This is a genomic window from Nocardia cerradoensis NBRC 101014 (assembly GCF_000308535.1).
Taxonomy (GTDB): Bacteria; Actinomycetota; Actinomycetes; order Mycobacteriales; family Mycobacteriaceae; genus Nocardia; species Nocardia cerradoensis.
Genome location: NZ_BAFW01000176.1, coordinates 26,945 through 53,842, shown reverse-complemented (window position 1 = coordinate 53,842; position 26,898 = coordinate 26,945). Strand labels below are relative to the sequence as shown.

Below are 26,898 nucleotides of genomic sequence, written 5' to 3'. Positions count from 1 at the left end.
CGTCCGCCGGCCGCAATGTCGAGTCGTCGCCGACCGGCGCGGCCCAGTCGTCGCGTACGCCTGCGGCCGAGTCGTCGCGTACGCCTGCGGCCGAGTCGTCGCGCACGCCTGCGGCCGAGTCGTCGCCTACACCCGCAGCTGAGTCGTCGCCTGCACCCGCGGCCCAGTCGCCGTCCGCCGCCGAGCGCCCCGAGCTCGACTATCGCTTCACCCTCGCCGGTGAACGCACCTTCCTCGCCTGGATCCGCACTGCCCTCGGCCTGCTCGCGGGCGGGGTCGCGGTGCACGAGTTGGTACAGCCGTTCGGACATCACGACATCCGATCGGTGCTGGCGATCAGTTGCATCGTGCTGTCGGCCGTCATCGCGCTCGGCGCGTTCGGCCGCTGGCGGCTGGTGGGCGCGGCGATGCGGGAGGGCCGTCCGCTCCCGAATACGGTGATGGTGCCGATTCTGGCGATCGGGATCGCCGTCATCGCCATGCTGGCCGGCATCGGATTGCTGCTGTCATGACCGCGATCCCGCCGAATCGTCCGCCCGCCGTCCCGGCCGACCGTGGTTTGCAGGCCGAGCGGACGGCGTTGTCCTGGTGGCGGACCGCGGTGGGCGCGATGGCCAATGCGCTGCTGTTCCTGCACGTCGCCTTGACCAGCGGTGACCGTGCCGCCACCGTGCTCGCGCTGGTGGCGATCGGTGCGCTGGCCGTGATCACCACCGTCTGTGTGGCGCGCAGCCGCACCCTGCACGCCCATGCGTGGGGGAGATGGAGCGACGGATGGCTCGCGATGGCGACGACGAGCGCGGCGATCTGTGTCGTGGCGTCGGCGGCACTCGTGGTGGCGTTGCTGGAGTCGACGCCCGGTTGGCATCTGTGAGCTGATCTGCGGATCGGCAGGTTGCCCGGCGTCCGCTGAGCTGGGGGTGCAAAGCGGGCGCTGACCACCCCGTTTATGTTCTCACCTGCGCTGGTCGTAGACTGGCAACGCGGTTCGCTGTACGCGGATCGACTTCGCGCGTCCGACCACGGTGCCGTCGGCTGGTCCTCCCGAATTTTTCCGGAAGGTCCGGCGGCCACGGACGCCAGGGCAGAGATCGACCCTCGATTTCTGCGTCAACCGGCTCAGAAAGGCGGGTACGCAGCTATGGCTGTCGTAACCATGAAGCAGCTGCTCGACAGCGGCGCACACTTCGGTCACCAGACCCGGCGGTGGAACCCGAAGATGAAGCGGTTCATCTTCACCGACCGCAACGGCATCTACATCATCGACCTGCAGCAGACGCTGACCTACATCGACAAGGCCTACGAGTTCGTCAAGGAGACCGTCGCCCACGGTGGCACCGTTCTCTTCGTCGGCACCAAGAAGCAGGCTCAGGAGTCGATCGCGGCCGAGGCGACTCGCGTCGGGATGCCCTACGTCAACCAGCGCTGGCTGGGTGGCATGCTCACCAACTTCTCCACCGTGCACAAGCGGCTGCAGCGCCTGAAGGAACTCGAGGCGATGGAGCAGACCGGTGGTTTCGAGGGCCGCACCAAGAAGGAAATCTTGATGCTGACCCGCGAGAAGAACAAGCTGGAACGCACCCTCGGCGGTATCCGCGATATGGCCAAGGTGCCCTCGGCCATCTGGGTCGTCGACACCAACAAGGAGCACATCGCCGTCGGTGAGGCTCGCAAGCTGAACATCCCGGTCATCGCGATCCTGGACACCAACTGCGACCCCGACCTGGTCGACTACCCGATCCCGGGTAACGACGACGCGATCCGCTCGGCCGCGCTGCTCACCAAGGTTGTCGCTTCCGCGGTCGCCGAGGGCGTGCAGGCCCGTGCCTCCCGCGCCTCGGGCGATGTGAAGCCCGAAGCCGGCGCCGGCGAGCCGCTCGCCGAGTGGGAGCAGGAGCTGCTGGCGCAGGCGACCCCGGCCGCCGAGGGTGGCGAGGCCGCTCCGGAGACCGCCGCCGAGGCGGAGCTGAAGGAAGAGCCGGCCACCAAGACCCCGGCCGACTTCTGATCCGGCGCGGTTCCCACCGCGATTGTCTGTTCACCCTGCCGGCCCTTCCTGTTCGGAAGCGGTCGGCATGGTGGTGCTAAGAGACCTGACAACTTTCGTAAATCTTCGAGGAGGCTCGCCACGATGGCGAACTACACCGCCCAGGATGTGAAGCGGCTCCGCGAGCTCACCGGCTCCGGAATGATGGACTGCAAGAAGGCCCTGGAGGAGACCGACGGCGACTTCGACAAGGCCGTCGAGGTGCTGCGGATCAAGGGCGCCAAGGATGTCGGCAAGCGCGCCGAGCGCGCCACCGCCGAGGGCCTGGTCGCCGCGCAGAACGGCGTGATGATCGAGCTCAACTCCGAGACCGACTTCGTCGCCAAGAACGACGAGTTCCAGAACACCGCCGGCGACATCGTCGACGCCGCCGCCAAGGTGCGCCCGGCCGACCTGGAGGCGCTCAAGGCGGTCGACGTCAACGGCAAGACCGCCGACCAGGTGGTGCAGGAGCTGGCCGCCAAGATCGGCGAGAAGCTGGAGCTGCGTCGCGTCGTGTCCTTCGACGGCCCGGTCGCGACCTACCTGCACAAGCGGTCCTCGGACCTGCCGCCGGCCGTCGGCGTGCTGGTCGAGTACCAGGGTGAGGGCGACGCCGCGGCCGAGGTCGCTCGCGCCGCCGCGATGCAGATCGCGGCGCTGAAGGCCAAGTACCTGACCCGCGAGGATGTCCCGGCCGAGGTCGTCGCCAAGGAGCGCGAGATCGCCGAGGCGACCGCCAAGGAAGAGGGCAAGCCGGAGGCCGCGCTGCCGAAGATCGTCGAGGGTCGCGTGAACGGCTTCTACAAGGACGTCGTCCTGCTGGAGCAGTCCTCGGTCACCGACAGCAAGAAGACCGTCAAGCAGCTGCTGGACGACGCCGGTGTCACCATCACCCGCTTCGCCCGCTTCGAGGTCGGTCAGGCCTGATCTGCCGGAAAGGCCCCCGGTGCGACGAATTCCGTTGCGCCGGGGGCCTTTCGGCATCGATCAGCCGCCGCAGCCGCCGGGGTTGATGCATCCGCTGCTGCCCGTGACGGCCCAGTTCGCCAGATACGGGATCGCCGGCAGCAGGCTGATGATCGGCGTGCCGCTGTCGACGCTGCCGAACGCGGCATCGGTACTGCCGGTCGGAATCGGTCCGGTGAAACCGGTCGGTGCCGCCGAATCCACCCTGTCCGGCGCCGTGGCGGCCTCCGGTATCAGGAGAACGACCGCGGCGGTGGCGGCAGAGTCGACGGCGAGGGGCGCGGCGCCGAGTAGTGCCGCGGCGCAGAGGATGTGAACCGTCCGGCGAGTGATCGTCATGCGCCCGCACCTTATTTGAAACAACATCGTTTCGCAGTGGGATAGGGAATTGTCGCGTATTCGAGGGTCGGCTCACCGGCGTGACCGCTCGTGGTGCAGGATGGACGCAGCGTGTTACCGTCCCGCGCGAACAATCGCGCCCGGGAGGGTAATTTCCCGTGCGTGCGCTCGCTCGACTGCCGAGGACTAGGAGACCGATGACGGACCCGGATACGGCGCCCGACCGCAAGGGCTATCGCCGAGTACTCCTCAAATTGGGTGGGGAGATGTTCGGCGGCGGCGAGGTCGGGCTCGACCCGGATGTGGTCCAGACCGTAGCCGAGCAGATCGCCGAGGTCGTCTCGACCGGCGTGCAGGTGGCGGTGGTCATCGGTGGCGGCAACTTCTTCCGCGGCGCCGAACTCGAGGAGCGCGGCATGGAGCGGGCCCGCTCCGATTACATGGGTATGCTCGGCACCGTGATGAACAGCCTTGCGCTGCAAGACTTTCTGCAGAAGCAGGGCGTCGACACCCGCGTGCAGACGGCCATCACCATGGGGCAGGTCGCGGAGCCGTATCTGCCCCTGCGGGCGAAGCGGCATCTGGAGAAGGGCCGGGTGGTGATCTTCGGCGCCGGTATGGGCATGCCGTACTTCTCCACCGACACCACCGCGGCGCAGCGCGCGCTCGAGATCGGCGCCGAGGTGGTGCTGATGGCCAAGGCCGTCGACGGCGTCTTCACCGCCGACCCCAAGGTCGAGGCGGAGGCGATCATGTTCTCCGAGATCACGCACAAGGAAGTCCTCGAGCGCGGACTCAAGGTGGCCGATGCCACCGCGTTCAGTTTGTGTATGGACAACCAGATGCCGATGCTGGTGTTCAATTTGTTGATCAAGGGCAATATTGCCCGCGCGGTGGCCGGTGAGAAAATCGGCACACTGGTTCGGTCCTGAACCCTGCGGGGATCGGTCCTCGCGAATTCCGGGCCCCGAAACGATGCTGTGGAGGAAACGGTCGTGATTGATGAAGCGCTCTTCGACGCCGAGGAGAAGATGGAAAAGGCTGTCTCGGTGGCGAAGGACGACCTCGGAAGTATTCGGACCGGCCGCGCCAACCCGGGCATGTTCAACCGGGTCGTGGTCGAGTACTACGGCTCGCCGACGCCGATCACCCAGATGGCCAGCATCACCGTGCCCGAACCGCGCATGGTCGTCATCAAGCCCTACGAGCAGGGGCAGTTGCAGACGATCGAGACCGCGATCCGCAATTCGGATCTGGGCGTGAATCCGACCAACGACGGCACCATCATCCGCGTGGTGATCCCGCAGCTGACCGAGGAACGCCGGCGGGAACTGGTGAAGCAGGCGAAATCCAAGGGGGAGGAGGCCAAGATCGCCATTCGCAATGTGCGGCGCAAGTCGATGGACGAGCTGAACCGCATCCAGAAGGACGGCGAGGCCGGCGAGGACGAGGTCGGTCGCGCCGAGAAGGAACTGGACAAGACCACCCAGAAATACGTTGCCCAGATCGACGAGCTGGTCAAGCACAAGGAATCGGAACTGCTCGAGGTGTGAGACTCGGCCCGGCGCGACGATGCGGCACGGGCCCGGGGACGGAGTGGACGAATAAGTGAGCGACGGGACAATCGTGGCCGAAGAAGCCGCAGCCGGCGAGACGATGCCGGCGAGCGACCCGGCCGGTGCAACACCGGCTCCCGACACGCCCTCGGCGCAGCCGAGCGGTAAGCCCTCCCGCGCCGGTCGCAATTTACCGGCGGCGCTGGCGGTCGGTGTCGGCCTCGGCGCATCGCTGATCGCGATCCTGCTGTTCGTTCCGAAGGTTCTGATCGGAGTCATCGCGGTCGCGATGGCGATCGCCACCTGGGAGGTCGCCAAGCGGCTGCGCGAGGCCGACGTCCTGGTGCCGCGGGTGCCGCTCATTGTCGGCGGACAGGCGATGATCTGGCTGGCCTGGCCCTACGGCACCCAGGGCGTGGCGGGCGCCTTCGCGGCGACCGCGCTGGTGTGCATGGTGTGGCGACTGTTCGACCACGGCCTGGCGGCCACGCCGCGAAACTTCCTGCGCGACACCGCGATCACGGTGTTCGTGGTGTCCTGGATCCCGCTGCTGGCCTCGTTCGCGGTGCTGATGCTGCAGCAGGACGACGGCAATCTCCGCGTGCTGACCTTCATGATCCTGGTGGTCTGCTCCGATGTCGGCGGTTACGTGGCCGGCGTGCTGTTCGGCCGCCATCCGATGGTGCCGGCCATCAGCCCGAAGAAATCGTGGGAGGGTTTCGCCGGATCGCTGGTGTTCTGCATCATCGGCGGACTGCTCACGGTGACGTTGCTGCTGCAGGCCAATTCGATGATCGGCGTGCTGCTGGGCGTCGCGGTCGTGCTCGTGGCGACCTGCGGTGATCTGATCGAATCGCAGATCAAGCGCGAGCTGGGCATCAAGGACATGGGCACGTTGCTGCCCGGGCACGGCGGCATCATGGATCGCCTCGACTCGATGCTGCCCTCGGCGTTCGTCTCCTGGCTGGTGCTGACCGCCCTGCTCTGACCGCCCGGCTCAGCGCCGCTTCGCCGCGCGCCGCAACTGCATGATCCGCCAGCCGCCGGCCAGCGCCATCACCAGCGCGCCGGCGATCACCGACAGCAGCAGCGTGACGCCGAGCGGCAGGTTGAACTGCCAGAAGAACAGGTGGATCCGGACCTGATCGAGGTTCTGCAGAATGAAGATCAACAGCAGAACCCCGATGACCGCCGCCGCGACGAGCGCCACCCAGGTGTAGCCCGCGCGGGTTTTCAGCGCTCGGTTGCGGCGGGCGGGTGCGGTCGACGGCGGGGTGTCGACGCGCGGGGGATCGGTGTGCGGGGGATCGGTGTGCGGGACCGGATCCGGTCCCTGGCTCGGTACTGCGTCGCTGGTCATATTTCGATCATTCCCGATCGCTATGGCGGATATGCGTATCTGCGGAATACCCGTTCGCCCGCGCCGTAACTGTGATCGGGTTATCCCTGCCCGCGGGCGGCGGGCCGGTACCGGCAATGCGACACTGGAAGGGTTATGACTACCTCCCTGCCGCTCGTTTTCGATGCTCCGCGCCGTGGAATGCCGCCGCGGCATCTCGCCGACCTCGATTCGGCCCAGCGGCGGCAGGCGGTGGAGGAACTCGGACTGCCGAAGTTCCGGGCCGATCAGATCGCCCGGCAGTACTACGGGCGGCTGCAGGCCGACCCACGGCAGATGACCGATCTGCCCGAGCCGATGCGGGAGAAGATCGCCGAGGCGTTGTTCCCGCCGCTGCTCAGCGAGGTGCGGCAGGTGGTGTGTGATGCGGGCACCACGCGCAAGACCCTGTGGCGCGCCGGTGACGGCACCCTGCTCGAGAGTGTGCTGATGCGCTATCCCGACCGCAATACGCTGTGCATCTCCAGTCAGGCCGGCTGCGGTATGGCCTGCCCGTTCTGCGCGACCGGACAGGGCGGACTGAACCGCAACCTCTCCACTGCCGAGATCGTCGACCAGGTGCGCGCGGCCGCCGCGGCGCTGCGCGACGGCGAGGTGGCCGGCGGTGCCGGTCGCCTGTCGAACATCGTGTTCATGGGTATGGGTGAGCCGCTCGCCAACTACAAGCGGGTGGTGGCCGCGGTCCGGCGAATCACCTCTCCCGCGCCGGACGGCCTGGGTATCTCGCAGCGCAACGTGGTCGTGTCGACCGTCGGCTTGGCCCCCGCGATCCGCAAACTGGCCGACGAGGGCCTGTCGGTGACGCTGGCCGTCTCCCTGCACACGCCGGACGACGAATTGCGAGATACGTTGGTGCCGGTCAACAATCGCTGGTCGGTCGCCGAAGTTCTCGACGCCGCACGGTATTACGCCGACAAGACCGGTCGCCGGGTCTCGGTCGAATACGCCCTGATCCGCGATATCAACGACCAGCCGTGGCGCGCCGACATGCTGGGCCAGAAGCTGCACAAGGCGCTGGGCGCCCGCGTCCACGTGAACCTGATCCCGTTGAATCCGACCCCGGGCTCGAAGTGGGACGCCTCACCGAAACCCGTTGAGCGCGAATTCGTTCGGCGGGTGGAGGCACAAGGTGTGCCGTGCACCGTACGCGATACCCGGGGGCAGGAAATCGCCGCGGCGTGCGGACAGCTGGCGGCGGAGGGGTAGACACCGGCCGTCGGGCGGGCCTCCGGCGATCCGGAAGCCCGCCCGCGCCGCCTAACTCGCCGGTTTGGTGAACGGCTGGTTGATGGTCGTGAAGTATTGCGCCGCGGCCAGAATCGCCACCGGCGCCGTCACCAGCAGCTGACCGATCAGGGTGCCGAGGGCGCCGATCGCCACGATGCCGCCGACACAGCCCACCACCGCCGCCGGAACGAACGGGCCGAACAGGCCGACGATCGTCGCGGAGGCGACGGTGGCTCCGGCGATGCCGCCGAGCAGGCAGCCGATCGCGCCGCCGCTGAGCCCGCCGATCAGGGTGCCGATCGTGGCACCCGCACCGATCGTGCTGGTCAGGCGGGTCCAGGCGGCCTGCTCGCGATCGTAGGGCGTCTTCCACGGCGCCTGATCCTCATACGGCAGTGCGACGGGGCGGTATGTCGCATGCGCGAGGTCCAGTTGCGGTGTCAGGGTCGCGGTGTGGCCCGAGATGTCCGCGGCGATCGGGAAGACGAAATCGTCCACCCGGAAGGACAATTCGGTGCCCGCGAGCACGGTGCCGTCGGCCGCCTTGATCCTGAAGACGCCGGCCTCGTCGGTCAGCGAACCGCTGTCGGTGCGGATGATCGTCGACGTCGGAGTCGTGGTGGCGGTGTAGTTCACCGCCCCGGCCTCGGCCGGATCGGCGTGGGCGAGCGCCGGCGCCACACTCAGTGTGGTGGCCAGCAGTGCGCTCGCCGCGATCATTTTCCTCATCTTTTCCTTTCCTCTCCCGAAACCGGTCCGCACCATCGGTTCTCGACGGGGGCCGGTGGTGGGTACGTGCCGGATGCGGCTACAGCCGCACCTCGACGCGGTAGTCGCGCAGCCAGGTGTTGAGCTGCAGGGCGCGGGGCAGCCAGGGCGGCGGGGTGAAGGTGCCGCTGTGCCAGCGATCGCCCTCGGCGAGTTCGGCGAGCGCGCCGGTGTTCAGCAGCGCCAGCGCGGGGGCGCTCGGATCGGCCAGCATGGCGCGGGTGGCCTCGCGCACCGCGGCGAGATAGTGCGGGCTCTGGCCGAACGGGAAACCGCTCTTGGGTCGCTTGGCGACCTGTGGTGGCAGCCACGGCTCGGCCGCCGCGCGCAGGATCCCTTTTTCCTGGCCGCCGTGGCGCTTGAGATCCCACGGCACGTTCCAGAGATATTCGACGAGCCGGTGATCGCAGAACGGCAGCCGGACCAGCAGGCCGGTGCGCATGCTCATCCGGTCCTTGCGGTCGAGCAGGAACGGCAGGAAGCGGGTGAGTTCGAGATGGAAGACCTCCCGGATGCGCCGGTCCGGGCCCTCCTCACCGGCGAGCGGGGCCAGTTCGGCGACGGCCTCGCGGTGCCGGTCCACCACCGCCGCGTCCAGGTCGAGATGGGCGCGCAGTTCGGGCGACAGCATCGCGTTGCGGTCGGTGTTGCCCGCGGCCCACGGGAAACTGCCGCTGGACGCGGTGGCCTCGGCGGCGAACCACGGGTATCCGCCGAAGATGTCGTCGGCGCCTTCTCCGGACAGCACCACGTCCGCGTAGCGGCGCACCTCCCGGAACAGCAGGTAGAGCGAGACGTCCAGATCACCGACGCCGGGGATGTCGCGCGCCCGCAGCGTTTCGCCCATCTCGTCCAGCAGGGCGGGCGCGTCGAGGAGGACCTCGGTGTGGTCGGTGCCGACATGGTCCACCACCGCCCGCACGTACGGCGCGTCCCGGCTGACGTGCAGGGCGTCGGGCGTGAAATCGGTGTCGCTGCCGGCGAAGTCGACCGAATAGGTGGCCAGTTTCGCGTCGCCGCGCGCCCGCGCCGCCAAGGCGGTGATGACGCTGGAATCCAGACCCCCGGACAGCAGCCCGGCGGCCGTGCCGGTGCGGGTCTGCCGCTCGACGATATCGGTGAGCAACTCGCGCAGCGTGGCGATCGTGGTGTCGACATCGTCGGTGTGCGGTGCGCTGACCGGCTGCCAGTACCGGTGGTGGTGCAGGCCGTTGTGGTCGGCGCGCACGATCCAGCCCGGGCGCACCTCGCGCAGCCCGCGATAGACCGCGTCGCCGGGTCGCCGCATCGCCACGGTGAAGATGTCGATCAGTCCCTCGGCATCGACCTGTGGCCGGAACAACTCGTTGGCCAGCAGCGCTTTCGGTTCCGAGCCGAACAGCAGCCCGCCGGGGTGTTCGGCGTAGTACAGCGGTTCGATGCCCAGCCGGTCGCGGGCCAGCAGCAGTTCACCGCGCCGCACGTCCCAGACGGCGAAGGCGAACATGCCGTCGAGGCGGCGCACCGCGTCGGCGCCCCACTCCAGGTAGGCGTGCAGCACCACCTCGGCGTCCGGGTCCGTCGCACCGGTGAAGGCGTGGCCCCGGACGCTCAGTTCGTGGCGGAGTTCGGCGGTGTTGTAGATCTCGCCGGACAGTGTGAGCACCGCGATCGGCCGTCCGGCCTCGCCGGTGACGACGGGCTGCCCGTTGTCGAGCAGATCGGCCACCGCGAGGACGTTGCGGCCCAGCGCGATTCGCTGTTCCAGCCAGATGCCGCCGCCGTCGGGACCGCGGTGGGCGAGTGTGTCGGACATGGCCCGGACCGTCGCGGTGTGTTCGCGCAGATCGCGGTCTCGGTCGAGCCAGCCGGTGATTGCGGACATGAGTCGTCGTCTCCTCAGGCACCGGGGGCGAGTTCGGCGATCGTCTGCCGCACCACGGCGTCGATCGGGGCGGGCAGCCGGTCCCAGTTCTTCTCGTCGTCGAGGTCGAGGACCCGCGAGAGCTTCCAGCCGAGGTACTGGCCGAGCGAGGCCAGCGGCGGCAGGACCGGCACCGGGCGCACGGTCACTTCCTCGCGGCCGAACAGCTCCCGCAGCCGGCCGGTCAGCACGTCGGTCCACGGACCGGCGGGGTCGCCGTCGTAGGTGACCAGGAAGACGACCTGGCGGCCGCGCACCACGACCATGTAGTTGAATACCGTCGCCGCGGGCAGCGGCTGTTCCCACACCGCCGCCTCGAGGTCGTTCTGCCGAATACCGTTGCGGTCCAGCACCAGAAGGTCCTGGGAACGTCCCTGGGTGAGCAGGACCGGGGTGCGGACCCCACACGGGCACGGGGTCGCGTCGATCTCGACGAGATCGCCGGTGCGGTAGCGCAGCAGCGGCCGGGCGGGCAGATCGAGCGTGGTCAGCACCAGTTCACCGCGATCGGAGCTGTTGCCGATGCGGCGAATTCCGTTGTCGTCGGCCAACTCCAGCAGGAAGCTCTGCGGTTGCAGGTGGAGCTGACCCTGCTCACAGGTGACCGCGGGTGTTCCGGTCTCGGAGGAGCCGTAGGAGGATACGTACGATTGCGCGCCGGTCAGGCGTTCGAGGTGACGGCGGAAACTGGGACCGGTCTGCTCGGCCATCAGCAGCAGCCGATCGAAGCGCGGAGCGGGCAGGTCGTTGCGGTGGGCGAACTGCACCATTTCCAGCAGCCGCGACGGGGGTCCGACGAAGACGTTCGCACCGAGCTGGTCGACCAGCCGCAGCACCCGGGTGTAGTCGCCGGTGATGTTGTCCACCCAGGGCCGCAACGACATGACCTCGAGGTATTCCAGCGCCTTCTCGAACTGGTAGGCGGCGGGGGCGAACGGGGCGTTGATCAGGATCAGCGCGATATCCTTCGGCTGCAGCAGCCGGGCCCACATCTCGCCGATGTTGACGGTATTGACCAGCAGATCATCCAGCGCCTTCGGTGCGGCGGCGGGATCGCCGGTGGTGCCGGAGGATTCGTAGTAGTGCAGGAATTCGTTCAGCGGCCGGGTGAACGCCTCGGCCCCGAACCGGCCCAGTTCGCGCTTGCCGAGCAGCGGGAGCGACGGCAGGATCTCGGTGAGCACTCGCTCGTCGGAAATGGTTGTGCCCGAGTCGATCTCGGCGAGCAGATCGGCCGGCAGCCGTCCCTCGTACATGGGCGAGCCGGCGGCGGCCCGGACGGTTCGCAGCAGTTTCGCCGCGTGGACCCCGTCGAGGTCGGCGGTGCCGTCGAGAACCGAGCGAACCAGGCGGGTGTGTTCGTCGAGCAGGGCCTCGTTCTTCGCGCGCGTGCGCGCATCGCGTAACAGCAACATCGGTACGGCTCCTAACCGTGGGGAGTGAACAGGGGATCGGCGACGCCGGCGGCGGCGCGCACCGATCCGTCGGCGATCAGCCGGGCGACCCGCTCGATATCGCGGTCCATGCGGCGGTCGCGGTCGGTGAAGGGGACGTGCGCGCGGATCAGTTCGTGGACTCGGCGCACCGCGGGCGCGGCCTGCGCGGCGCCGCGGATATCGATCGCCTGCGCGAGCGCGATGAGGTGGATGGCGGTGACCTGCCGCGTCAACTCGATGATGGTCCGTGCGTCGCGGGCGGCGATCGTGCCCATGCTGACCTTGTCCTGGTTGTGCGATTCGGTCGAGCGCGACAGCACGGTCGCCGGACCGCTGAGGCCGAGTGCCTCGGCGGTGACCGCGGACGCGGCGATCTGCATGCCTTTGAACCCGTGGTGCAGACCGGACTGCCGGTCGGACTCCGGCAGCGGAGCGACGAGATTGGCGGTCAGCCCCGCGTTGAACTTCTCGTCCACCACGAGCGCGAGCTGGCGGTCCAGCAGATCGGCGAGACTGGCCACGGCGACCTTCAGGCTGTCCATCGCCTGCCCGACGTGGCCGGCGTAGAAGTTGCCGCCGTGATGCAATTCGCCTGTCTCCCAAGCGAAGAGCGGATTGTCGGTGGAGGAGTTGATCTCGGTCTCCACCCATCTGCGGGTCCATTCGAGACTGTCACGCAGCACACCGTTGACGTGCGGTGCGCAGCGCACCGAGTACTTGTCCTGGATGCGGTGGTCCAGCAGCAGGAACCCGCGGCCGTCCAGGGTGTCGCGGCGGACCAGGATCTCCTCGTAGCTGGTGGTGAGCTTCGAGCCGGCGAGTAGTTCCCGGATCAGCGCGGCGCTCGCGCCCTGGCCCGGATGAGGTTTGTTGGCGTGTACGAACGGATGGAAGTGTGAAGCGTTGCCCAGCAGTGCTTCACAGGTCATCGCGGTGGCTACGTCGGCGGCGTAGGCCAGCTCGGCCGCGTCGGCGAGCGCCAGCGCCGCGAAGGCCGCGGTGAACGAGGTGCCGTTGATCAGCGCCAGGCCCTCCTTCGGGCCCAGCGCGACCGGTGCGATGCCCGCCTCCCGCAAGGCGTCGAGCGCCGGCCGGGTCTCGCCGCGGTAGCGCACCTCACCCTCACCGATCAGCGCCGCCGCGACATAGCACAGCGGCACCAGATCGCCACTGGCGCCGAGTGATCCGCGTTCGGGAATCAGCGGCAGGATGTCCTCGTCGAGGTGCCGCAGCAACGTCGCCACCACCTCGGGGCGGATCGCGGACGGCCCGCGGGTGAGGCAGTTCGCCCGGATCAGCATGGTGGCGCGGGCGACCTCCGGGGTCGCGATCGGCCCGACGCCGTTGAGGTGGTACAGGATCAGGTTGCGCTGCAGCGCAGCGGCTTTCGACGGTGCGATCTGCCGGTTGACGCTGTCGCCGAAGCCGGTGGTGACGCCGTAGATCGGTATCCCGGTTTCCAGCAGTTCGTTCTTCAGCAGCACCGACTCCGACATCCCGGCCTGGGCCACCGGTGCGATGCTCACCGAGATCGGCGCGTCGCGGCGCGCCACCGCCGCCACGTCGGTGAGTCGCAGACCGTTGCCGTCCAGGACCAGTTCGGTACTCGTGGTGGTCATGACAGTTCGGCCAGCAGCTCGGGGGCGGAGACGAATTCACGGCCGAGAGCGCTCGCGAGCCCGCGCAGATCCGCGCCGAACCGGTCGAACTGCGCCAGATCCAGCGACTGGGCGCCGTCGGAGAGCGCCTCGTGCGGCCGCGGGTGCACCTCGACGATCAGTCCGTCGGCGCCGGCGGCGAGGGCGGCGGCCGACATCGGCGGCACATATCGCGTCGCGCCGGTGCCGTGGCTCGGGTCGACCAGAATCGGCAGGTGGGACAGTTCCTTGACCACCGGAACCGCGTTGAGGTCCAACGTGAACCGCGTCGAGCGTTCGAACGTGCGGATCCCGCGCTCGCAGAGGATCACGTTGTCGTTGCCGTGCGCGAGCAGATATTCCGCCGCGTTGAGCCACTCGTGCACGGTCGCCGACATGCCGCGCTTGAGCAGTACCGGCCGCCCCGTCAGCGCCAATTCGGTGAGCAGACTGAAGTTCTGCATATTGCGCGCGCCGACCTGCAGGACGTCGGCGGCATCGCCGACGAGCTCGATATCGCGGGCGTCGAGGATTTCGGTGACGATCGGAAGTCCGGTCTGCGCCCGCGCCTCGCGCAGCAGCGGCAGCCCGATGTGCCCGAGGCCGTGGAAGCTGTAGGGGGAGGTGCGCGGTTTGAAGATGCCGACGCGCAGCATGGCCGCGCCGGCGGCCTTGACCCGATGGGCCGTTTCCAGCAGCACCTCCGGGGTTTCGGCCGAGCACGGCCCGGCGATGATCACCGGCCGGCCGTCGCCGACCGGCACCGAGCCGACATGCACCACCGACCCCTCCGGCCGATGTGCCCGCGCCGCGAGCGGAAACGACGTCCCTTCCGGCAGGACGCGGGTCACGTACTCACTGCGGGTGAGTTCGGCCTCCAGGACGGGACCGGAGGCGCCCCACGCCACGATCAGGAAGCCGTCGCGGGTGCGCCGGGTGGTCGCGGCGGCGGGCAGTTGCCGGATCCGGGACAGCAGGTCCTGCAACCGGTTTTCATCGATATCGCCGCGGGTGTGCGCTACGTAGACGGTCATCGTGTCGGCCTCCTCGGGTCGCCGAACCCTGGGGCAGCAGCATTGGTGCGAGCCAGGCGGGAAGAAAACGATCGAATTGCGATCGCACATCATTCTGTTTCGGCCGGGAATATCGGTCTTCCGGCCACGGCCCTATTGCGTTCGGGTCCAGTGGCGTGTTTTCCGGGCATCGACCCGTACCGGAGACCGGGTTCGGTCCCCGGCTGGGGTCCGTCTCCGCATTTCTGTACTGGACTTTTGCCGGTCGAATTACCGCGCTCCCAGCGGTTAGCTTTTGTCAATGTTTGGAATCCGCCTTCGGCGAAAAGCTGTGTGCCGACCTGTCGTCGACTTCACTGAAATTCCCCGTAGCCCGTCCGATGCGCGCCCGGCGCGCCGACGAAAGAATGTGTGATGCGAAAAAAGAGTCGGTCGATTTCCGGATCGATCGCGGGAGTAATGGCGGTGGTCGCGCTGGTCACAGCCTGTTCGTCCGGCGGTTCCGGCGCGGACGACGAATCCGCCACGCCGGTTTCCGGCGGTACGCTGACCTACGCCTCCTACCGCGACGCGACGTGCATGGACCCGCATGTCAGTCCGGGTGACATCGTCGGAGAACTACAGCGCAATGTATTCGACTCGCTCGTCGCGCAGAAATCCGACGGCACCTTCGCTCCGTGGCTGGCGAGCGCGTGGAAGATTTCCGCCGACGGTAAAGAATATGTCTTCACATTGCGCCCGGATGTGAAATTCTTCGACGGCACCCCATTCGATGCCGCGGCGGTGAAGGCCAACTTCGAACACATTCTCGCGCCGGCCACCAAATCGCAGTACGCGGCGAGTCTGCTCGGGCCCTACGCCGGCACCGACATCATCGACGACCACACCGTGCGAGTCCGCTTCACCCAGCCGTATTCGCCGTTCCTGCAGGCGGCCAGCACCGCCTACCTGGGGTTCTACTCACCGAAGGTGCTGGCCGAACACCCGGACGAGCTGTGCGGAGGCGGCCGCTATGCGGTGGGGAGCGGGCCGTTCCGGGAGTTGAGTGTGACCCACGGCCAGGGCATCGAATTCGAGCGGAATCCGGACTACGCCTGGCCGCCGGCGACCGCGCGGCACACCGGTCCGGCGTATCTGGACAAATTGTCGGTCCGGTATCTCACCGAGGACGCGGTGCGCACGGGCGCGCTGCGCGGTGGGCAGGTCGATGTGATCGCCGGTACGCCGCCGGCGGATTATCAAGCACTGCAGCAGGATCCGGCGTACCGGATCGTTCGCGGTGATGCGCCCGGGGCGCCGTACACGTTCTTCTTCAATCAGTCGAAGGAGCCGTTCTCCGATATCCGGGCGCGACAGGCGGTGAGTGCGGCGATCGATATCGACGGCATCGTCGACAGCATCTATCTGGGGGTCTACCCGCGCGCGTACGGACCGCTGTCCGCCTCGACTCCCGGCTACGACGCCTCGGTGGAGAAGCGGCCGGGCTACGACGTGGCGAAGGCCAACCGCCTGCTCGACGAACTGGGCTACACCGGGCGCGACGCCCAGGGCTATCGCATCAAGGACGGTCACCGGTTCGGCCTGGTATTGCCCTACGCCTCGAATCTGGTGCGGGAGTCCCGGGATCTGGTCACCCAGGCGGTGCAGCAGGATCTGAAGAAGGTCGGCATCGAATTGCGGCTCACCCCGGTCGATTACGGGACCTACACCACGATCATCGCCGCCAACGGCTACGACCTGGTCGGCGCGAGCTGGGGCCGATCCGATGCGGATGTGCTCGCCACGCTGTACCAGTCGGACCGCTCGGTCGCCAAGGGTGGCGCCAACAACGGAAAGGTGGCCGACCCGCAACTGGACGCGTTGCTGCAGCAGGGCCGTGCCACCGCCGATCCCGCGCAGCGGGCCGCCGCCTACAAGCAGGCGCAGCAGCTGATCCTCGACAAGGCGTACGCCCTGCCGATCTACGTCTTCACCGGTGTCTACACCGCGGCCGCCCGGGTGCACGGCTTCGGCCTGGACGCCAACGGCTGGAGCAACTTCTACGACACCTGGGTGGAGCACTCGTGACCGGGCAGGTGGTTCGCATCCTCGTCCACCGGATCTGGACCGGTGCGCTGGTACTGCTGGGCGCGGTCACGCTGACGTTCTTCGCTCTGCGGTTGGCGCCGGGAAATCCGGTCGACACCCTGCTGGGTGCCCAGACCAGCGCGTCGCCGCGGGTGCGGGCGCAGATCGCCGCCGATCTGGGACTCGATCAGCCGGTGTGGCGGCAGTATCTGCACACCGTGCTGCGTCCGCTCACCGGCGATCTCGGCCGTTCCTATCAGTTGCAGGAGGACGTGAAAAGCCTGCTGCTGAGCCAACTTCGGCCCACCGCGGAGCTGGCGCTGTGCGCCCTGGTGCCCGCCGTCCTGGTCGCCGTGCTCGCGGCGACCTCGACGGCCGGCCGGGGGCGGTTCGTGCGCGCGGCGGTGTCCGGCGCGGAACTGCTCGCGGTATCTCTGCCGCCGTTCTGGCTGGGATTGCTGCTGATCACGGCATTCGCCTTCCGTCTGCACATCTTCCCGGTCGCCGGTGACCACGGGTCGGCGAGTCTGGTGTTGCCGGCGCTGAGCCTGGCGGTACCGATGGCGGGTGAATTGGGGCAGGTGCTGCGCGGAAATCTGGACCGGACCCTGGAACAGCCGTTCGTCGCGACACTGCGGGCGCGCGGACTGTCCGAGCCCGGCCTGCGCGTGCGCCACGCGCTGCGCCACGGATCGCTGGCCACGGTCACCATGACCAGCTGGATGCTCGGCACGCTGTTCAGCGGGACCGTGCTGGTGGAGACGCTGTTCGCGCGGCCCGGCATCGGCCGGATCACCGTGAACGCGGTGACCACCAAGGACTTTCCGGTGGTGAGCGCGGTGGTGCTGCTGGCAGCGGTGCTGTTCGTGGTGATCAATCTGGTGGTGGATCTGCTGTATCTGGTTCTCGATCCGCGGCTGCGTGCGCCCCGCGCGCGTCCGGTGCGCACGCCGGCCCTCGCGCCGGCGAGCGTCGCCGTTTCGGGCGCGGTCGTGGCCGATGCCGAACCCGTCGGAAAGGGAACGCCGTGAGCAGATGGTCCGAAGTCCTGCGGGAAAGTCCCGGGGCCCGACTGCGATCGGTGCCGTGGCCGGTGTGGATCGCCGCGATCGTCTTCGCCTTCCTGGTCGTCGCCGCGCTGGCGCCGCATCTGGTGACCGGGGTGGACCCCACCGCGATGGCCCGTCGTCAGACCCTGCGCCCGCCGAGCGGAGAGCACCTGTTCGGCACCGACCAACTCGGCCGGGACGTCTTCGCCAGAACCGTGCACGCCACGCGGATTTCACTGGGCATCGGGGTGGCGGCGACGGCGATCGGATTCGGCCTGGGCGCGGTGATCGGACTGCTCGCCTCGGGCCCGTCGCGGCTGCTGGACGCGGTGCTGATGCGGCTCACCGACACCATGCTGGCCTTTCCCGGGATGCTGCTGGCGCTCGTGGTGATCGCGGTATCCGGGCCGGGAGCGCGCAATTCGGCCATCGCCATCGGGCTGGCCACCATCCCGTACTACGCCCGGCTGGTTCGGTCGCAGGCGCTCGAGGTGCGCCACAGCGGATATGTGGAGGCCGCGCGTACCTTGGGACAGAGTCGATCGCGGATCGCGCTGCGGCATGTCTTGCCGAATGCGCTGACGACGCTGGTGGTGCTGGCGACGCTCGGCGTGGGCACCGCGATCGTGGCGGGCGCGGGCCTGAGTTTTCTCGGCCTGGGCGTGATACCGCCGACGCCCGAATGGGGCTCGATGCTGTCGGAGGGACGCAATCTCGTCGGCCGGGCCTGGTGGATCGGGGTGTTCCCCGGTCTGTTCGTGGTCGCCTCGGTCGTCTCGATCACGGTGCTGAGCCGGTACTGGCAGCGCCTGGCGGAAGGAAGGACCGCGCGATGACAGCGCTCGAATTCGAGGATCTCACCGTCTCCTTCGGCGAGACCGAGGTCGTCCACGGCATCTCGTTGCGGGTGCGGGCGGGTGAATGCGTGGCCGTGGTGGGCGAATCCGGTTCCGGCAAAAGCGTTTCCGCGCGGGCTCTGATCGGGCTCACTCAGCGCGACGGCCGCGTGCGGGCGGCGCGGCTGCGCATCGGCGACCACGACGCGCGCGGGTGGTCGCAGCGGCGCTGGCGCAACGTGCGGGGCAGCACCGTCGGCTATGTCACCCAGAACGCGCTGGCGTCGTTGGATCCGTTGCGGCGGGTCGGGCAGGAACTGGGCGAGGCGTTGCGGGTGCACCGCAGCGTCCCCGCGGCCTCGATTCCCGACCGTGCGCTGGAGCTGCTGCGACGGGTGGGAGTTCCCGATCCGGTCAACCGGTTGCGGCAATATCCGCACGAGCTTTCCGGAGGGCTGCGCCAGCGCGTCCTGATCGCGAGTGCTCTTGCGGCGCAACCACAGTTCCTCATCGCCGACGAACCGACCACCGCCTTGGACGCCACCGTCCAGCGCCAGATCCTCACGCTGCTGCGTGACATCCGCGACGCCGGCACCGGTGTGCTGCTGATCAGCCACGACCTGGCGGTGGTCGCGGAGGTGGCGGATCGCATCGTGTTGATGCGTGACGGCCGGATCGTCGAGGAGGGCACGACGGCCGAAATACTCGGCCGTCCCGAACACGCGTATACCAAGCTGCTGCTGGCCGCGGTGCCCTCGGCGCACACCAGGGGCGCGCGGCTCTCGCCGGTCGAATTCGATCTCGCCGCACAGTTGCCCGCCCGGGCGGCGGTGACGACGACGGAACCGCTCGTACGACTGGCGGGCGCGCACCGCCGCTTCGGTAAGCCCGACGGCGGGGTCACCGTCGCGCTCGACGGGGTCGATTCGGTGGTCGCGCCGGGCCGGGTGGTCGGTGTGGTGGGCGAATCGGGTTCGGGCAAGAGCACTTTCGCCCGGGTGCTGCTGGGGCTCGAGCGGCTCGACTCCGGTTCCCTGACGGTCGCTCCCGGCACCAGTGTCCAGGCGGTCTTCCAGGACGCGCTCGGATCGTTCGATCCGCGCTTCACGGTGCGCCGGGTCCTGGCCGAGGCCCTGGAGGCGGGCCGGGTGCCGCGCGCCGCCCGCGACGGCCACGCCCGACGGCTCCTGGCCGCGGTGGGATTGTCCGAGACGGTGCTGCCCCGTCGTCCGCTGGAACTGTCCGGTGGTCAGCAGCAGCGGGTCGCTATCGCGCGGGCACTGGCCCCCGGTCCGGATGTGATCGTCTGCGACGAGCCGGTGTCGGCGCTGGATGTGTCGGTACAGGCTCAGATCCTGGATCTGTTGCTGCGGGTGCGTGCCGAACTCGGTGTGGCACTGGTGTTCATCTCCCACGACCTCGGTGTCGTCCACCACGTCAGCGACGAGATCCTGGTCATGCGGGCGGGTCGGGTGGTCGAATCCGGCCCGGCCGACGAACTGTTCGCCGACCCGCGTGACCCGTACACGCGCGAACTGCTCGCCGCGGTGCCGACGCTCCCGGTGGTGCGAGACTGACACGGGCGGTTCGAAAGCCATTGGAGGCCGGGCGATCCTGGGCCGTGGACCGGGGCGTGGATCCGGACCACGGGCCGAAGACGCGGCCCCGGCGCGCCAGCACACTGGGGGCACCGTCGCGAAAGGAGATCGGCTGTGTGTGCTCCGGAACTGATCGACAGTGTGGCGTCGCCGTGCGGCCTGGTCGCCGCCCCGCCCCGTCCGGCTCGCCGGGGATTCCTGAAGACGCTGGCCACGGGTCTGGTGGTCGGTGCGGCCGGGGTCGTCACGACGGGTGCGTCGCCGGTGCAGGCGGCGTCCGGGCGCGGTCGCGGATTCGGCCGGGTCGTCGATCTGACCCACACCGTGACCCCGGACTTTCCGGTGTGGACACAGGTGAGCAAACCGCCGCAGTTGATTCCGGTGGCCCGGATGGCGGAGAACCGATACAACGGCGACGAGATCGTCACCTACGAACATGTCGGCACCCATGTCGACGCACCCCTGCATTTCAGCGACGGGGGTTTGTCGGTGGACCGGATTCCCGCCGACCAGCTGGTGGCGCCGCTGGCGGTGCTGCGGATCGCCGATCGGGCGGCGCGGGATCCGTCCGCGGCGGTGACCGTGGCCGACATCCGGGCCTGGGAGGCGACGCACGGCCCCCTGCCCGACGGCGCCTTCGTGGCGATGGATTCGGGGTGGTCGCGGCGCATTTCGGTGCCCGGCGCCTATCTCAACTACGACGAGCGGCGCAATGTGTATCGCTGGCCCGGATTCAGTGCCGAGGCCGCGGATTTCCTGATCCGGCAACGCCGGGTGGTCGGTATCGGTGTCGATTCCACGGGTCTGGACCGGGGTAGCGACCATGCGGTTCCGGTGCATCGCAGCTGGTTGCCGGCGGGGCGCTATGGCGTCGAATCGCTCGCCGACCTGGATCAGGTACCCGACGCGGGCGCGACGCTGATCGTGGGCGCGCCCAAACACGGCGGCGGAACCGGCGGGCCCGCACGAGTTTTCGCGCTGTTCTGATCGGCCCGCACCGGTACTGGACATTTCTTCATGATTTCGACGACAATCGAAATGTGACCGATGATCTGGTGAACTGGGACGGCGTGGTCGCGGTGAGCGACGCGGGGCAGTGGCGGCAGCCGTGGCGGTTGCCTCCGGACCGGCTGGCGGCCGCGTTCTCTCCGGAACTGGCCGAGCACGCGGCCGTGGCGACGGGAGTGCGGCTCGGACTGGTGACCGATGCGGCCGAGGTGACCCTGCCCGTGCACTCCACTCCGATCTGGCAGCCGCGGCCGCGGTTCGTCGACGTCTTCGTCGACGGGCGGCTCACCCAGCGCGTCCCGGTGGGCTCGGGTGCCGAGGATATGGTTGTGGCGTTGCCCGGCACGCGTTCCCGGGTCGAGCTGTGGTTGCCGCACCGCGGCGCCGTGACGCGGGTCGGAGCCCCGTCGGTGCCGGCCGGCGCGACCGTGGAACCCTGGGAATCCGACGGTCCGCGCTGGATCACCTACGGCAGCTCCCTCACCCAGTGCCTGATCACCGAGGCGCCCAGCGATACCTGGCCGGCCCGGATCGCGCGAACCCACGGCTGGCGCATGCTGAATCTGGGATTCGCCGCCCAGGCCTATCTGGACCCGTTCGTCGCCCGTGCCATCGCGGCCCGGCCCGCGGACCTGATCTCGGTGGAACTGGGGCCGAACCTCTACATCCGCGGACCGTTCACCGCCCGGTCCCTGGGCGGGCTCGCGGCGGGATTCCTGGAGACGATCCGCGCGGCGCATCCGGATGTTCCGGTGGTCGCGTTCTCGCCGCCGGTGTGGGTGCAGCGCGAGAACGAACCGAATCCACACGGCCTCACGCTGCGCGACGTCCGGGCGCTGGTCGAGGACGTGGTGGCGGTCCTGCAGCGGCTGGGCGACGACAATCTGCATCTCGTCTCCGGCGCGGAACTGTTCGGGGCCGGCGATGCCGCGCTCACCGTCGACGGCCTGCATCCGGATGCGGCGGGCGACGCGCTGATCGCCGAGCGCTTCGGACCCCGGCTCGCCGCGGCGCTGGCCACTACGGCACCGGTCCGGTCCTGACGCGGACCGGACCGAGGGCGGGCCGGCGAACCGGTCCGTTGCCCGAAGACGACCGGACAACCCTTTTCGACACTTGATGGGCCGTCGTTTCCTTCGCCCGTCAGGAGGGTGCTCCGTGACCGACACATCGCAACCGACCAAGGTTCCCCGCCTGCCGACACTGACCGGAATGCGTTTCGCCGCAGCACTTCTCGTGTTCTGCACGCATGTATCGCTGGAGGGGTTCTTCGCCGATGCCGGCGCCGCCGACACCGCCTCGTTCCTGGTGAAACGGGCCGGGTGGGCCGGTGTCGGATTCTTCTTCGTGCTCAGCGGTTTCGTGCTGGCGTGGTCGGCGCGACCCGGCGACACCACGGTGGGTTTCTGGCGACGCCGCGCGGTGAAGATCTACCCCAACCACGTGCTCACCTGGGCGATCGCGTTCGCGCTGCTGCTGTGGACGGGAAAGACGGTCACCGCGGGGGTGGCGATTCCCAATCTGCTGCTCGTGCACACCTGGCTGCCGATCGTGCAGAACTTCGCCAGTATGAACACCGTCGCCTGGTCGCTGTGCTGCGAGGCGTTCTTCTATCTGCTGTTCCCCTGGCTGCTGGCCGCGGTGAACCGGATTCGGGCCGAACGGCTCTGGGCGGCGACGATCGCGGTGATCGCCGTCATCGTCGTGCTCCCGCTGATCGCGCAATTGCTCCCCGATCGGCCGCGGGTTCCGTTCGCACCGGATGTGCCGGTGTACCAGTTCTGGTTCGTCTACCTGTTCCCGCCGGTGCGCACCCTGGACTTCCTGCTCGGTATCCTGCTGGCGAAACTGCTGCTGTCGGGCCGGCGCGCGCCGCTGTCCCTCGCGCCGGCGACCGGCCTGGCGGTGCTGGGATATGTGGGTCTGCTGTACGCGCCGTACCTGTTCGCGCTCGACGCGGTGACCATCGTGCCGATCGCGCTGCTGATCCTGGCGGGCGCGCGCGCCGATGTGCGGGGTACCCCGTCGCTGTGGCGGGCGCGCTTCGTGGTGTGGCTGGGCGATATCTCGTTCGCGTTCTACATGATTCACGAATTGGTACTGCACTACCGGGTCCGGCTGTTCGGTATCCAGGCGGCCTGGTCCACCCCGGTCGCGCTCGCGGTCGTGCTGGGGCTGCTGGTGGTCGATGTCCTGCTCGCCTGGGGCCTGTACTCGGCGGTGGAATCGCCGATCGTGCGCCGGTGGAGTCGTCCGCGCCGGCGGGAGTCGTCGCTACCGGCCGTATCGACCGCGACGCTGACCTCGCTCGCCGGGGTGGCGGCGGACACCGGAAGGTCGGCGGACGCAGCGGGTGCCCGCGGTGGTGCCGCCGCACCGTCGATCGCGGTGGTCGATTCGCCTGCGGCGGTGTCGGATTCGCCTGTCGCTGAGATCGATTCGCCTCCGGCGGTGGTCGATTCCCCCGTGGCGGTGCTCGATTCGCCCGCGGTGCCGGACTCGCCCGCGGCGGTGCTCGACCCGCCTGCGGCTGTGCGGGAGTCGCCTGCGGTGGACGGAGTGGAGCGATGAGAGCGCTGATCGTCACGGCGGTGGTTCTGGCATGGACGGTGGCGGTGACCCTGTGCACCGCGCCGTCCGCACGCGCCGGTGACATCGAAACAAGCTGCGCCGGAACCAGTACCGTCACCTACACGCCCGGGCTCACCGCCACCGCGCGGCCGACGACCATCGTCACCGACGCGACGCTGTCGTGCACTTCGAGCGATGCGTCGATCACCGGCGGCACCACCCACGCCGGCGGCCGGGCGGAGATCGGCTGCGGTCCGGCGGCGGGAGTCGGCACCTCCCGTATCGAGTGGAACAACGGACGTCACAGCACGTTTCGCTTCCGCACGGTCTTCGCCGACCGACCGGCCGGGCAGACGGTGATCGTCGTATCCGGCACGGTCGTCGACGGCGAATTCCTCGGTGATCAGGTGGACGGCGCCGGGGTCTACCTGACGCCCGATCTGGCCGGATGTGCCACCGCGACCGGTGTCACCAGCACGACCGGGCCGCTGGTGCGGACGTTCAGGAAGCCGTGATGCCCTCGTGCACATTGCGCAGAATCGAGCTCAGTACTCCGGGGAAGCGGGTCTCGACCTCGTCGTAGCGCAGTTCGTTGCGGCGGTAGCTGCCCTCCTGGATGACGCGCAGCAGACCCGCCATCCGCAGCACCTTCAGATGGTGCGACAGGGTGGACATGCTCACCGGGACATCGAATCCGCCGCAGGTGATCGCCTCGCGCTGCATCAGTTTGCAAACGATGTCCAGGCGCACCGGATCGGCGAGGGCCTGCAGCAGAGTGGGCAGGGCGACCGAGTCGACGGAGGGATGTTCGAGCGCGCGCACTGTGCGAGTCTACCGGCGTCGCGTACGGCTCGGCCGCGCTCACCAGGTGTCCCAGTGTGCGACGTTGTCCAGGTCGGTGCGCGCCGCCGGGCGGAACGAGGTGCCGATGGTGTAGGCCACCGGAATCAGCGCGGTCTGCAGCACCGATTCGTACGGTATGCCCAGCAATTCGGCCGCCTCCCGCTCGTACTGCAGATGCGGTGTGGTCCACACGGTGCCCAGGCCGCGTTCCCGGGCGGCCAGCATGAAGCTCCAGGTGGCCGGCAGGATCGAGCCGAAACTGTTGGCCAGGTCGACAGCTCCGGGACGGGTGCGCCGCACGATGTGCACACACGGCACCAGCAGAACCGGCACCTGGTGCAGATACCGGAACAGATGATGGCCGCTGTCGTGACCGCGCTGGATCTGAGCCGGGTCGTCGCGCCAGTCGATGCCGTCCTCGGGGACCGCCTCGGTCGGCGCCATCAGCCCCTTGCGGTACAGATTCGCCAGGGCCGCACGCTTTTCCGGATCGGTGACCACCACGAACGCCCAGCGTTGCCGATTGCGCCCGGTGGGCGCCTGGGTGGCCAGGTGCAGGCACTCCTCGAGCACCTCGCGCTCGACCGGGCGGGTCAGGTCGAGTCGTTTGCGCACCGCCCGGGTGGTGGTGAGCAGTTCGTCGGTCGTGAGATTCAGCCTCGTCACCATTACGCCGCCACCGCCTCGGCCACCGCGCGCTCACGCACGAGCAACACCACGATCGGAAAGACCAGCAGGCACGAGATCGCGCAGGCGACGCCCAGCCAGACGAAGCTGTGCGTGCCCGACAACACCGCGACCGATGCCGAGGTGCCGATCGTCGAACCCGCGTACAGTGCGGAGGAATTCAAGCCCAGAGCGGTTCCGCGGGCGCTGGGACTGAGTTCGCTCACCAGCGTCGTGATCGAGGACGCTCCTATGTTGAACGCCAGCACCCACAGCGCGGCGATCACCACGGGCGGAACGAGGGCGCCGCTGAGGCTCGAGAACGCGACCAGCGCGACCGCGACCGATACACCGGCGGCGGCGATGACCGCACGCTTGCCGTATCGGTCGGTGAGCCGTCCGCCGAGGAAGTTGCCCAGCACCCCGACCGCGCTGATGACCAGCAGGACCAGGCCGATCGCGGTCGTGGAGAGATCGAAGTTGGTATGGAAATAGACCCCGATATTGGCCCACATGCCCTGGTTGCCCGCCGTCCAGAAGAACGTCGACAGCAGCACGAAGATCACCGTCGGATTGCTGAACGCGGCCCGGAACTTGCCCACATAGGCGCGCAGCGGGCTCACGTCGGAGTCGGCGGCCGCGGGCGGCAGCTGCGGCAGCGACAGCGGGACCGCCACCAGTGCGAGCACCGCCAGCGCGGCGATCACCCAGAACGTCACCCGCCAGCTCAGGGCGTCGGCGGCGAAGGAGCCCAGCGGGACGCCGATCAGCGAGGAGCCGGTGAGCGCGCCCATGATGATGCCGATCGCGCGGCCGCGGCGTTCCGGCGCGACGACGTCGGCGACGGCGGCGAAGATGCTCGGCACCATCATCGCGGCGCCGAGCCCGGCGACACCGCGAAACACCAGCAGCACAGCGAAATTCGAGAACACACCGGTCAGCGCCGTGCCCAGGCTGAAGGCGACCAGGCCGGTGAGGATCACATTGCGCCGGCCCCAGCGATCGGAGACCGGGCCGAACAGGGGGCCGGTCACCGCGTAGACCAGTGCGTAGGTGGTGACCAGCAGTCCGGCGGAGTCGATCGAGGCGCCGGTGGAGCGGGTGATGGTGGGGGCGAGGGGCGCGACGACCAGTGCGTCGAGGCCGACGAGCGCCGCGCAGATGGAACCGACGATCAGCAGCCGGCGCGTGGCGCGATCCGGATCGTCGATGACGGGTGGGGTCGGTGAAACCATGCGTGTACACCTACTTCGGGGGATTGTAAGAGACTTCGAAAACAATCGAAATGTGATTCACATGGTGACACAGGCCCGTAGGGGCGTCAACGGTTGTGAGAACGCGTGCCCAGGCGACGAGGGCAGATCCGGCGTTTCCGGCCGGGCTGTCTTCCGCTGCCGCGGAACGTTTTTCGCGGTCTAGGCGCGAACGGGGCGTGGTGCGACCGTGACGACGGTCCGCAGCAGGCCCGGGAAGCGGGCGTCCAGATCGTCCGCGCGCAGCGACACCATCCGCCGCGTACCGTCGACGCGGGTCACCGTGAGTCCCGCCTCGCGCAGCACCTTCAGATGGTGGGACAGGGTCGATTTCGACATCTCGACCGTCAGTTCGCTGCACGACATCTCGTCGGTGCGGTCGGCCAGATCGCAGACGATGCGCAACCGTGCCGGATCGCTGAGCGCATGGAAGACCGCGGTCAATTCGATGTCCTCGCGCGCCGGCTGATTAACGACTCGAGCCACCACGACCGCCTTCCGCTCACCTCTGCTATTTCGATGATAGTCGAACGAGGTGGCGACCCGGTCCGCGGCCCCGGAGGCCGGGCCGGGCCCCGGACCGGTACCGCGGCCGCCGATCCGTGCCTGCGGCCGAAGACGCGCCCCTCCCTGCTCGGACAGACTGAGCCGAGCCGCCCGAGGGTGCACAGACCGGCGCTGTCCAGTCGCCGGACCTCCGGGCCTCACCCGCGGCCCTGGCGACGATGCCGGCC

The 26,898-nt window shown here is 68.7% G+C and carries 26 protein-coding genes and 1 pseudogene; 16 read left to right on the top strand and 11 right to left on the bottom strand.

The window, feature by feature from the left end; genetic code table 11:
- Positions 1–191: 191 nt before the first annotated feature.
- The 4 genes and pseudogenes from ON23_RS39710 to tsf form a co-directional block, all read left to right on the top strand.
- Positions 192–512: pseudogene (locus tag ON23_RS39710) on the top strand (YidH family protein); the annotation flags it as partial.
- The gene (locus tag ON23_RS18905) at positions 509–874 is read left to right on the top strand and encodes a DUF202 domain-containing protein (RefSeq protein WP_051042869.1); all 366 of its coding nucleotides are present in this window, start codon (positions 509–511) and stop codon (positions 872–874) included. The pseudogene ON23_RS39710 and the gene ON23_RS18905, both read left to right, overlap by 4 nt.
- Positions 875–1,141: 267 nt before the next feature.
- Positions 1,142–2,008: a 30S ribosomal protein S2 gene (gene rpsB, locus ON23_RS18900; RefSeq protein ID WP_039779785.1), complete on the top strand. Its 867-nt coding sequence runs from the start codon at positions 1,142–1,144 to the stop codon at positions 2,006–2,008.
- Between the two features lie 123 nt (positions 2,009–2,131).
- A complete protein-coding gene (gene tsf, locus ON23_RS18895; RefSeq protein ID WP_036503639.1) occupies positions 2,132–2,956 on the top strand; it encodes a translation elongation factor Ts in 825 nt (274 codons plus the stop codon).
- A 60-nt stretch (positions 2,957–3,016) separates the two neighbouring features.
- Here the strand turns inward: tsf and ON23_RS18890 are convergent, their stop codons facing one another.
- Positions 3,017–3,334 (bottom strand): hypothetical protein, encoded by a 318-nt coding sequence (locus tag ON23_RS18890; RefSeq protein ID WP_039779784.1) that lies wholly within the window; start codon positions 3,332–3,334, stop codon positions 3,017–3,019.
- A gap of 197 nt (positions 3,335–3,531) precedes the next feature.
- Here ON23_RS18890 and pyrH point away from each other — a divergent pair, with 197 nt between their 5' ends.
- From pyrH to ON23_RS18875, 3 genes are all read left to right on the top strand, one after another.
- Positions 3,532–4,266, top strand: a complete 735-nt coding sequence (gene pyrH / locus ON23_RS18885) for a UMP kinase (protein ID WP_030513088.1) — start codon at positions 3,532–3,534, stop codon at positions 4,264–4,266.
- 63 nt (positions 4,267–4,329) lie between these two features.
- The gene (frr, locus tag ON23_RS18880; protein WP_039779802.1) at positions 4,330–4,887 is read left to right on the top strand and encodes a ribosome recycling factor; all 558 of its coding nucleotides are present in this window, start codon (positions 4,330–4,332) and stop codon (positions 4,885–4,887) included.
- A gap of 103 nt (positions 4,888–4,990) precedes the next feature.
- Positions 4,991–5,878, top strand: coding sequence for a phosphatidate cytidylyltransferase (locus ON23_RS18875; protein WP_051042868.1), 888 nt, complete (start codon positions 4,991–4,993; stop codon positions 5,876–5,878).
- Positions 5,879–5,887: 9 nt separating this feature from the next.
- Here ON23_RS18875 and ON23_RS18870 read toward each other — a convergent pair whose 3' ends face one another.
- The gene (locus ON23_RS18870; RefSeq protein WP_039779782.1) at positions 5,888–6,250 is read right to left on the bottom strand and encodes a LapA family protein; all 363 of its coding nucleotides are present in this window, start codon (positions 6,248–6,250) and stop codon (positions 5,888–5,890) included.
- A 135-nt stretch (positions 6,251–6,385) separates the two neighbouring features.
- Between ON23_RS18870 and rlmN the strand changes: the two genes are divergently transcribed.
- Positions 6,386–7,495 carry a dual-specificity RNA methyltransferase RlmN gene (gene rlmN / locus ON23_RS18865; RefSeq protein WP_039779781.1) on the top strand — a complete coding sequence of 370 codons (1,110 nt, stop codon included), beginning with the start codon at positions 6,386–6,388 and terminating at the stop codon, positions 7,493–7,495.
- 51 nt (positions 7,496–7,546) lie between these two features.
- On the opposite strand, the gene ON23_RS18860 is transcribed toward rlmN, so the two are convergent.
- From ON23_RS18860 to aroF, 5 genes are all read right to left on the bottom strand, one after another.
- Complete coding sequence (locus ON23_RS18860) at positions 7,547–8,245, bottom strand: DUF8020 domain-containing protein (RefSeq protein WP_039779780.1); 699 nt, start codon at positions 8,243–8,245, stop codon at positions 7,547–7,549.
- 79 nt (positions 8,246–8,324) lie between these two features.
- Positions 8,325–10,148, bottom strand: coding sequence for an asparagine synthase (glutamine-hydrolyzing) (gene asnB, locus ON23_RS18855; RefSeq protein ID WP_039779779.1), 1,824 nt, complete (start codon positions 10,146–10,148; stop codon positions 8,325–8,327).
- A gap of 14 nt (positions 10,149–10,162) precedes the next feature.
- Entirely contained in the window at positions 10,163–11,602 is a 1,440-nt protein-coding gene (locus tag ON23_RS18850) for a phenylacetate--CoA ligase family protein (protein ID WP_039779778.1), read from the bottom strand.
- Between the two features lie 11 nt (positions 11,603–11,613).
- Positions 11,614–13,242, bottom strand: a complete 1,629-nt coding sequence (locus tag ON23_RS18845; protein ID WP_051042867.1) for an HAL/PAL/TAL family ammonia-lyase — start codon at positions 13,240–13,242, stop codon at positions 11,614–11,616.
- On the bottom strand, positions 13,239–14,294 hold the full coding sequence (gene aroF, locus ON23_RS18840) for a 3-deoxy-7-phosphoheptulonate synthase (protein WP_051042866.1): 1,056 nt from the start codon (positions 14,292–14,294) through the stop codon (positions 13,239–13,241). Before aroF ends, ON23_RS18845 begins: the two co-directional genes overlap by 4 nt.
- Before the next feature lie 393 nt (positions 14,295–14,687).
- Here aroF and ON23_RS18835 point away from each other — a divergent pair, with 393 nt between their 5' ends.
- The 8 genes from ON23_RS18835 to ON23_RS18800 all read left to right on the top strand — a co-directional run bounded on the left by ON23_RS18835 (position 14,688) and on the right by ON23_RS18800 (position 23,917).
- Entirely contained in the window at positions 14,688–16,340 is a 1,653-nt protein-coding gene (locus ON23_RS18835) for an ABC transporter substrate-binding protein (RefSeq protein ID WP_039779776.1), read from the top strand.
- Positions 16,337–17,371: an ABC transporter permease gene (locus ON23_RS18830; protein WP_063821297.1), complete on the top strand. Its 1,035-nt coding sequence runs from the start codon at positions 16,337–16,339 to the stop codon at positions 17,369–17,371. Before ON23_RS18835 ends, ON23_RS18830 begins: the two co-directional genes overlap by 4 nt.
- Positions 17,368–18,225 (top strand): ABC transporter permease, encoded by an 858-nt coding sequence (locus ON23_RS18825; protein WP_210743704.1) that lies wholly within the window; start codon positions 17,368–17,370, stop codon positions 18,223–18,225. The genes ON23_RS18830 and ON23_RS18825 overlap by 4 nt, the downstream gene beginning before the upstream one ends.
- The gene (locus tag ON23_RS18820; protein ID WP_039779774.1) at positions 18,222–19,802 is read left to right on the top strand and encodes an ATP-binding cassette domain-containing protein; all 1,581 of its coding nucleotides are present in this window, start codon (positions 18,222–18,224) and stop codon (positions 19,800–19,802) included. The genes ON23_RS18825 and ON23_RS18820 overlap by 4 nt, the downstream gene beginning before the upstream one ends.
- A gap of 135 nt (positions 19,803–19,937) precedes the next feature.
- Positions 19,938–20,810, top strand: coding sequence for a cyclase family protein (locus ON23_RS18815; protein ID WP_039779773.1), 873 nt, complete (start codon positions 19,938–19,940; stop codon positions 20,808–20,810).
- A 53-nt stretch (positions 20,811–20,863) separates the two neighbouring features.
- The gene (locus ON23_RS18810) at positions 20,864–21,874 is read left to right on the top strand and encodes an SGNH/GDSL hydrolase family protein (protein WP_051042864.1); all 1,011 of its coding nucleotides are present in this window, start codon (positions 20,864–20,866) and stop codon (positions 21,872–21,874) included.
- Between the two features lie 115 nt (positions 21,875–21,989).
- Positions 21,990–23,402, top strand: a complete 1,413-nt coding sequence (locus ON23_RS18805) for an acyltransferase family protein (protein WP_063821296.1) — start codon at positions 21,990–21,992, stop codon at positions 23,400–23,402.
- A complete protein-coding gene (locus ON23_RS18800) occupies positions 23,399–23,917 on the top strand; it encodes a hypothetical protein (protein ID WP_039779772.1) in 519 nt (172 codons plus the stop codon). The genes ON23_RS18805 and ON23_RS18800 overlap by 4 nt, the downstream gene beginning before the upstream one ends.
- Here ON23_RS18800 and ON23_RS18795 read toward each other — a convergent pair.
- The 4 genes from ON23_RS18795 to ON23_RS39325 form a co-directional block, all read right to left on the bottom strand.
- The gene (locus tag ON23_RS18795) at positions 23,904–24,224 is read right to left on the bottom strand and encodes an ArsR/SmtB family transcription factor (RefSeq protein WP_039779771.1); all 321 of its coding nucleotides are present in this window, start codon (positions 24,222–24,224) and stop codon (positions 23,904–23,906) included. The genes ON23_RS18800 and ON23_RS18795 overlap by 14 nt on opposite strands.
- Positions 24,225–24,263: 39 nt before the next feature.
- A complete protein-coding gene (locus ON23_RS18790; RefSeq protein ID WP_218001106.1) occupies positions 24,264–24,911 on the bottom strand; it encodes a nitroreductase family protein in 648 nt (215 codons plus the stop codon).
- 2 nt (positions 24,912–24,913) lie between these two features.
- Positions 24,914–26,146, bottom strand: coding sequence for an MFS transporter (locus tag ON23_RS18785; RefSeq protein ID WP_051042863.1), 1,233 nt, complete (start codon positions 26,144–26,146; stop codon positions 24,914–24,916).
- A gap of 180 nt (positions 26,147–26,326) precedes the next feature.
- Positions 26,327–26,650, bottom strand: coding sequence for an ArsR/SmtB family transcription factor (locus ON23_RS39325; RefSeq protein WP_223273207.1), 324 nt, complete (start codon positions 26,648–26,650; stop codon positions 26,327–26,329).
- Positions 26,651–26,898: the final 248 nt, after the last annotated feature.